This window comes from Microcoleus sp., from assembly GCF_049646505.1.
Lineage (GTDB): Bacteria > Cyanobacteriota > Cyanobacteriia > Cyanobacteriales > Microcoleaceae > Microcoleus.
Map to the genome: position 1 here is coordinate 1 of NZ_JBARVX010000254.1, position 8012 is coordinate 8012.

General features: G+C 45.6%; 5 protein-coding genes and 1 pseudogene. All 6 read left to right on the top strand.

Features of this window, described 5'->3' with window-relative positions; genetic code table 11:
• Positions 1-1246, top strand: a 1246-nt coding sequence (locus WBA89_RS13570; RefSeq protein ID WP_424407187.1) for an ATP-binding protein, incomplete at its 5' end; no start/stop codon positions are given.
• The gene (locus tag WBA89_RS13575) at positions 1243-2619 is read left to right on the top strand and encodes a tetratricopeptide repeat protein (protein WP_424407189.1); all 1377 of its coding nucleotides are present in this window, start codon (positions 1243-1245) and stop codon (positions 2617-2619) included. The genes WBA89_RS13570 and WBA89_RS13575, both read left to right, overlap by 4 nt.
• A gap of 216 nt (positions 2620-2835) precedes the next feature.
• Positions 2836-3198, top strand: coding sequence for a type II toxin-antitoxin system Phd/YefM family antitoxin (locus WBA89_RS13580; protein WP_424407191.1), 363 nt, complete (start codon positions 2836-2838; stop codon positions 3196-3198).
• Between the two features lie 410 nt (positions 3199-3608).
• Positions 3609-4811: a tetratricopeptide repeat protein gene (locus tag WBA89_RS13585; RefSeq protein ID WP_424407193.1), complete on the top strand. Its 1203-nt coding sequence runs from the start codon at positions 3609-3611 to the stop codon at positions 4809-4811.
• Positions 4812-4890: 79 nt separating this feature from the next.
• Positions 4891-6414: a carboxypeptidase M32 gene (locus WBA89_RS13590; protein ID WP_424407195.1), complete on the top strand. Its 1524-nt coding sequence runs from the start codon at positions 4891-4893 to the stop codon at positions 6412-6414.
• A gap of 132 nt (positions 6415-6546) precedes the next feature.
• Positions 6547-8012: pseudogene (locus WBA89_RS13595) on the top strand (sucrose synthase); the annotation flags it as partial.

Genomic DNA, 8012 nt, shown 5'->3' on the forward strand with positions numbered 1-8012 from the left:
CTGTCAGGAAGCGCGAGGAGACGGTGATATTACCGTAGATTTGGGCAAAAAGATTCTGCGGCGATCGCAACGCATGACTTGTCAGTTGTATACTGGACATCGCGGTGCGGGAAAGTCAACGGAATTGCTGCGACTTCAGGAATATTTACAAACAAACGGCTGTTTTGTAGTCTATTTCGCCGCCGAAGAAGAAGATATCGATCCAGAAGATACTGAATATACCGATATTCTCCTCGCTTGTACCAAGCATTTATTAAAAAAACTTAGCTCAAACTCTAAATCTCAAGCTTTATTAAATTGGGTGAAAAGTCGCTGGGATGAATTAAAAAATTTGGCACAAATGGAGGTAGAATTTGACTCTATCAGCCTAGAATCTCAAATTACTTTGTTTGCCAAACTCACGGCAAATATTAGAGCTGTCCCAAGTTTGCGCCAAGAGATTCGCCGTAAAATTAACCCCCACACCACAACTTTAATTGCCGCGCTAAATGAATATATTGCTGATGCCAAACAGCACCTTCCTCAAGGCTATACTCAACTAGCAGTTATTGTGGATAATTTAGACAGAATCGTTCTATTGACTGGGGCAAAAGGAAGCAACAATTATGATGATATTTTTATCAACCGCTGCGGACAACTTAAAGGATTAGATTGTCACGTTATCTATACTTTACCAATTTCCATGATGTATTCTGATAGTGCCAATGAGTTGGCCTCCAATTACGATAACACTGAAATTTTGCCGATGATTATGGTGCGAACTCGTGAGGACGAAATCTACGAATCAGGATTGAGTAAAATGAAAGAGTTGATTTCTAAGCGAGTCAGCCCTTTGTCCCCCAACTTGTCTCTAGAAACAAAACTGTTTGAAAACCTAGAAATACTCAATCAAATTTGCTTGATGAGTGGCGGTCATGTCCGAAATATGTTACAGTTAATGGAAGAAGCAATTCAACGTACTGAAGAATTGCCGATTTCTGCAAAAGCCGTGCAAAGAGCCATTACGAAAGTACGAGATCCTTTTCGCAGAAATATAAACGATGGAGAATGGAAAATTTTAGCTGAGGTTTCACGCTCCAAAGAAATCAAAAATGAGGACGAATGCCGCAAGTTATTGTTTAACCGCTGTATTTTGGAATATCGTTACTTTGATGAAGCAGGAGACATCCAGTATTGGCATGATGTTCACCCACTGATTAAAGGAATTAAGCAATTTCAAGATAGTCTTGCACAACTTGAGCTATGACAGCAAAAATAATTGATTGGGACGAAGATTTACCAGAAGCAACACCAGAGGAAGAATATCAAGCTCTGGTACGCACTCTCAAACGGACAAATGGTTTCCGGTTGTTATTTGTTGAGTGTTTTCCGGCGGAAGGCGAACGCTTGATTGCGAAAGTTCAAGCAGATGTGACGCAGAAAAAGATTGAAGTTTTGGCGCTGGATGAGTCGGTTTATAATTTTTATAAGATAATTGAAGATTTGCCAAAGCGAGATGAAATTAATATCTTGTTTGTGACAGGCTTAGAATATTCACTTTATGAATATGAGAAAGAAAAAAAAGAGCTCGGATGGGAAAGCAAGGATATTTATTCTTATAGTTGGCGGGGTGTGCCGCCTGTTTTGATTAATCTCAACCAGCAGCGGGAAAGGTTTAGAGATAATTTTAATATGTGTTTTGTGTTTATTTTACCTCGTTTTGCCGTTAATTATTTGATTGAACGAGCGCCAGATTTCTTTGATTGGCGATCGAGTTTATTTAAGTTGTCAATGGATCGAGAAAGCTTGCAACTAGAATCAATGCAGGCTTGTTGGGAAAGATTAAAAAAAGAAGATTATTTAGCTTTGACTCCCGAAGCACGGAAACGGGAATTGGTGAGGCTTCAAGGTTTAATTGATGAGGATGAGCAAACACCAGAACAAAAAGCTGAATTGTTTTACGAACAGGCTTTATTGTATGACTATGCTGAAGAATACGAAGATGCGATCGCCTCCTACGACAAAGCCTTAAAAATTAAACCAGATTTACACGAAGCCTGGAACAATCGGGGCGTTGCACTGTATAATTTAGGCAGGCTTGAAGATGCGATCGCCTCCTACGACAAAGCCTTAGAAATTAAACCAGATGATCACGAAGCCTGGTACAATCGGGGCTATGCACTGGATAATTTAGGCAGACATGAAGATGCGATCGCCGACTACGACAAAGCCTTAGAAATCAAACCAGATCAACACGAAGCCTGGAACAATCGGGGCGTTGCACTGGGTTATTTAGGCAGAGTGGAAGAGGCGATAGCCTCCTACGACAAAGCCTTAAAAATTAAACCTGATAAACACGAAGCCTGGTACAATCGGGGCATTGCACTGGATAATTTAGGCAGGCTAGAAGATGCGATCGCCTCCTACGACAAAGCCTTAGAAATCAAACCAGATGACACATCTGTATTTTATAATAAAGCTTGCTGCTATGCGTTACAGAGTCAGATTGACCGAGCGATTCAGAATTTGCAGCAAGCGATCGATCTGAATCCTGACAAATACCGAGAAATGGCAAAAAATGACTCGGATTTTGACAGCATTCGATCGGATATTCGGTTTCAAGCCTTGATTCAAGGATAGGAATTTGCCGCCCAAGTGCGGGCGGGTTTATGAGATTGTTGGTTTGAGGCAATTATTGTTGGTAAAACCCGCCCCTACAGCATCAAAAACACTCTTATTATTTCTTAGTCCGCGTAGGCGGACTTGGTTTGTGTAGACGCGGTTTCAACCGCCGGGTTATCTGCGATCGAAGCTAGCTGACACGCTATGATAGAAGAATTAGTAGCGAGGTAAAAGATGACTCAACTAAATGTAACCGCAACCAATGACAGATTTCCCGAACTCATCGCCCGTGTCGAGGATACTGGAGCACGAATCGTCATAGAACAGGAAGGAAAGGCGATCGCTGCTATTATTACTTATGCAGACCTGAAGCGACTGGAAGCACTAGAAGCAGCCCTAATTGACAAAGCAAAACTACAAGAATATGAATGGCTAAAAGCTGCGATCGCAAATCCAGCCTTTGATTCTCTGAGAGACTCAGCCGAAGATATCTACACTTTAGCTGATGGCTTGCCCTTCCACGACTCAGAATGGATTAAAACAGTAGCGATAGAGCCTAATTTTGGTTCTATCCTCGACCCTGAAAAAGACATTTAAATCTTGGGTGAGGTTTGTGATACCTGAGTGCGATCGCCCTTTTTGAGCTTCTACGCAATTTATGAAAAAAAATAGTATTAATCTATACCTAGAAACAAGAGAGTTGCGTGTAGATCAATACGGTTTACTTAAGACGATCCCCCCTAACCCCCCTTAAAAAGGGGGGAACAAGAATCCCCTCTTGCGTCCCCCTTCTTAAGGGGGATTTAGGGGGATCTCCGGGGAATAAATATGTTAAGTGAACCGTATTGGCGTATAGATTAGAAAAGGTTGAAAAAATTGCAGAGTTACTATAAAATTGCCATACAATAACCAAATATAGGCGATCGATCAATTGCGATCGGCAGCGAAAACTTAATCAATATAAAGAAAAAGCGACAATTTTACAAAAAATAATGAGGTGAAAACCCTTGCAAAAAGTAGCCAGCATAGAAAAACAGATCGAATTGGGGGAACAATCTATATCAGTCAACGCCCAAAAGGCTCAAACGCTGTACGATCGCGGTAACGCCCTAGAAACAATGGGACGGTTGTCAGCCGCGCTAGAATCGTGGTCGAAGGCGATCGAACTCGAACCAAAATTTTATGAAGCCTGGTACAACAAAGGCGTAGCCCTCAGAAAACTCGGACGGCTAGAAGAATCGATCCGGGCGTACAACCAAGCCTTGAAACTCAAAGCAGACAATCCAGAAGCCTGGTACAATCGCGCTAACGTTTTGCGGAAGCTAAACAGACTCTCAGAAGCGATGGCATCCTACGAACAGGCGATCGAACTCCAGCCCAACTATCACGAAGCTTGGACAAACCGCGGCAACACCCTCGTCAACTTAGAAAAAATATCAGAAGCGATCGACTCCTACAACAAAGCCATCGACATCAAAGCAGACTACTTTGAAGCTTGGTACAACAAAGCATTTGCCCTGAAAAAATCCGACCAAAATACAGCCGCAATCGCCTCCTACGACAAAGCGATCGAACTAAAACCCGACTTGCATCAAGCCTGGTACAACCGCGCCGTCGCCCTAGCCGACGAAAAACTCTTCCCAGAAGCCGTCGCCTCCTACGACAAAACCCTGCAACTGCGGCCGGATTCCGCTGAAGCCTGGAACAAACGCGGCACGGCGATCGCCCAAATGGGAAAATTTGAAGCAGCGATTGCATCCTGGGACAAAGCCCTCGCACTCAAGCCCCCAGACAGCGAAATCTGGTACAACCGCGGCTTAGCCTTCGCTAACTTACAGCGCTTTGAAGAAGCAATCGCTTCTTGGGACAAAACCCTAGAGTTGCAGCCGCACAACACCGAAGCCTGGTACAACCGCGCCGTCGCCCTCAAAAAAATCCAACGCTTTACCGAAGCGATCGACTCCTACGATAAAATCATCGCACTCAAACCCGACGATCCAAATCTTTACTATCAAAAAGCTTGCATTTACGCCCAACAAAAAGCAGCAGGCGACAGCACAAACAGCCCGGAAACCGAAGCCAGCATCACCGGCAAAGCCATCGAAAATTTGTCAAGGGCGATCGAACTCAATCCTAAGAAATACCGGAAACTGTGCAAAAATGACTCTAAATTGCTTACAATACGGGAACAAGTGCGGTTTTTAGCTTGATTTCAGGGTAGCAATGATTGATGGACACCGATGCCGCACACCAACCTTTTTAGGCAAAACAGCACCTCAAACCCCAATCATGCAAACCCTAGACAAAACTCAAGCAAAATTTGCTCAACTCGCAGCCCACCTCAGAGAAATTACTGACATCGAATCAGTCTCGTCCCTGCTGCACTGGGATCAGGCAACTTATATGCCAGCCAAAGGTGCAACAGCCAGAGGCCGCCAGTTAGCCACTCTCAAACAAATATCCCACGAAAAATTTACCGATCCCAAAGTTGGCGAACTCCTAGAAGACTTGCGTTTCTACGAACGAACCCTCCCCTACGACTCCACCCCAGCCAGCCTGATCCGCATCGCCCGCAGAGACTACGATCGCGCCGCCAGAGTCCCAGCAGCCTTCATGTCCGCACTCTGCCGCCACCAAGCCGACTCCTACGAAGCTTGGGCCTCCGCCAAAGCAGACAACAACTTCGCAGCCGTTGAACCGTATCTCGAAAAAACTCTAGAATTGAGCAGGCAGTACGCCGACTTTTTCCCCGGATACGAACACATCGCCGATCCTTTGATCGATCGCAGCGACTACGGCATGAAAGTATCCCTCCTGCGCCCGCTGTTCGCCCAACTGCGTCAAGAATTAGTCCCAATAGTCGAAGCCATCACCTCCCAACCCGCCGCCGACGACTCCTGCTTGCACCAAAACTTCCCAGAAGCCCAGCAACTAGAATTCACGCGCACAGTCGTAGAACGCATGGGGTACGACTTCCAGCGCGGACGGCAAGACACCACCCTCCACCCCTTCATGACCAACTTCTCCATAGACGACGTGCGAATCACCACCCGCGTCTACGAAGATCATTTGGATCAAGCTTTGTTCAGCAGCATCCACGAAGCCGGACACGCCCTGTACGAACTCGGCAATTCCCCGGAATTTGAAGGCACGCTTCTCGCTGGCGGCATTTCCTCCGGCGTGCACGAAAGCCAGTCGCGGCTTTGGGAAAATTTGGTCGGGCGCAGCCGCGGTTTTTGGGAATGCTTCTACCCCCAACTGCAAGGCGTATTTTTGCGACAGTTGGGACACGTCACCACCAACCAATTTTACCGGGCAATTAACAAAGTCTCGCGATCGCTCGTCCGCACCGACGCAGACGAAGTAACCTACAACCTCCACGTCGCCATCCGCTTTGACCTAGAATTGGCAATGGTAGAAGGCAAACTCGCAGTCCGAGACCTCCCCGAAGCCTGGAACGAACGCTATAAAACTGACCTCGGCGTTGTCCCCGCCACGGACAGCGACGGTGCGATGCAGGACGTTCACTGGTACGTCGGGACGATCGGCGGAATGTTCCAAGGTTACACCCTCGGCAACTTGATGAGCGCTCAATTCTACGAAACCGCAGTTAAAAACAATCCCGAAATTACCGTACAAATAGAACAGGGAAACTTTAGCGTACTCCACGACTGGCTCAAACAAAACATCTACCAGCACGGCCGCAAATATACCGCAGTCGAATTGCTCGATCGCGTGACCGGTTCACCTTTAAGTATCGATCCGTTTGTCCGCTACATCCGCCACAAATACGGGGAATTTTATGTCATTTGAGAGATAGCAATTTTTGATTGCAAACTTTAAAATTACATAAAAAAAGTACGCGCCCAAAAAAATAGGGCGATACTCAGATAGTATCGCTCTATTTTTTAGGTAAAAATCAAAAAATTCTAATTAGGGGTATCTATGTCTGAACTATTTGAGGCTGTTATCGCCAGCGAAGAAAAAACCGACTTGCGGCAGTTTGTCAGCGATTTGCGGGCGATCGGGAACAAATATTTACTGCGAAACGACATAGTTAGCGCTTTTGCCGCCTACTGCACCAAATACGAAAAGCCCGAACAGTTCCATCAATCTTCTCATTTGAGCAAATTGATTTACTACGTTCAGGAAATTATTGTTGAAGAAGGCAGCTTTTGCGTCCTGCTGCGACCGAAAATTGCCACAATGGAAATAGTGCGACTTGGAGACGACTTGACACTAGAACCGATGACAGTCCAAGAATTGCTCGACGTGCGCGATCGCTTCGTCAACCACTTTCACCCCCAAGAAGGCAACATTTTTGAAATAGATTTCGGCCCGTTTTACGACTATTCCCCCTCCATTCGCGACCCCAAAAACATCGGTAAAGGAGTACAATTCCTCAACCGATACCTGTCCAGCAAACTGTTTCAAGATCCCCGACAGTGGCAGGAAACTCTATTTGATTTCTTGCGAACTCACCGCTACAACGGCGTACAATTACTAATTAACGATCGCATAAAATCTCAAGAACAACTTTCAGAACAAGTTAAAAAAGCCCTCACCTTTGTCACCGAACTTTCAGAAGACGAACCCTACGAAAGATTTCGATTTGTCCTGCAAATGATGGGTTTGGACGCAGGTTGGGGAAATACCGCAGCCCGCGTCCGAGAAACCCTAGGAATTCTCGACGAATTAATCGATTCCCCCGACCCGCAAACCTTAGAAGCATTTATTTCTAGGATTCCGATGATTTTCAAAATCGTCCTGGTTTCCCCTCACGGCTGGTTCGGCCAAGAAGGAGTTTTGGGGCGGCCGGATACTGGCGGACAAGTAGTTTATGTCCTCGATCAAGCGAAGAATTTAGAAAAACAACTGCAAGAAGACATTCATCTTGCCGGTCTCGATAGTTTGGGCGCAAAACCTAAAGTAATTATTATCACCCGGTTAATTCCTAACAGCGACGGCACGCGCTGCAACGAACGTTTGGAAAAAGTTCACGGCACTGAAAATGCTTGGATTCTGCGGGTTCCCTTCCGGGATTTCAATCCCAAACTGACTCAAAATTGGATTTCGCGGTTCGAGATTTGGCCTTATCTGGAAACTTACGCGATCGATGCCGAGAAAGAACTGCTGGCTGAGTTTCAGGGCAAGCCAGATTTAATTGTTGGCAACTATTCCGACGGCAACTTGGTAGCATTTTTGCTGTCGAGAAAACTCAAGGTTACTCAGTGCAATGTTGCCCACGCCCTGGAAAAATCTAAATATTTGTTCAGCAATCTCTACTGGCAAGAATCTGAGGAAAAATATCATTTTGCGCTGCAATTTACAGCAGATATAATTGCAATGAATGCGGCTAATTTTATTGTCAGCAGCACCTATCAAGAGATTGTTGGCAAACCCGATAGTGT

What these genes read in the sequence shown, in the direction of transcription:
- WBA89_RS13575 (WP_424407189.1), top strand. Translation starts at nt 1,243, where the DNA reads ATGACAGCAAAAATAATTGATTGGGACGAAGATTTACCAGAAGCAACA.
- WBA89_RS13580 (WP_424407191.1), top strand. Translation starts at nt 2,836, where the DNA reads ATGACTCAACTAAATGTAACCGCAACCAATGACAGATTTCCCGAACTC.
- WBA89_RS13590 (WP_424407195.1), top strand. Translation starts at nt 4,891, where the DNA reads ATGCAAACCCTAGACAAAACTCAAGCAAAATTTGCTCAACTCGCAGCC.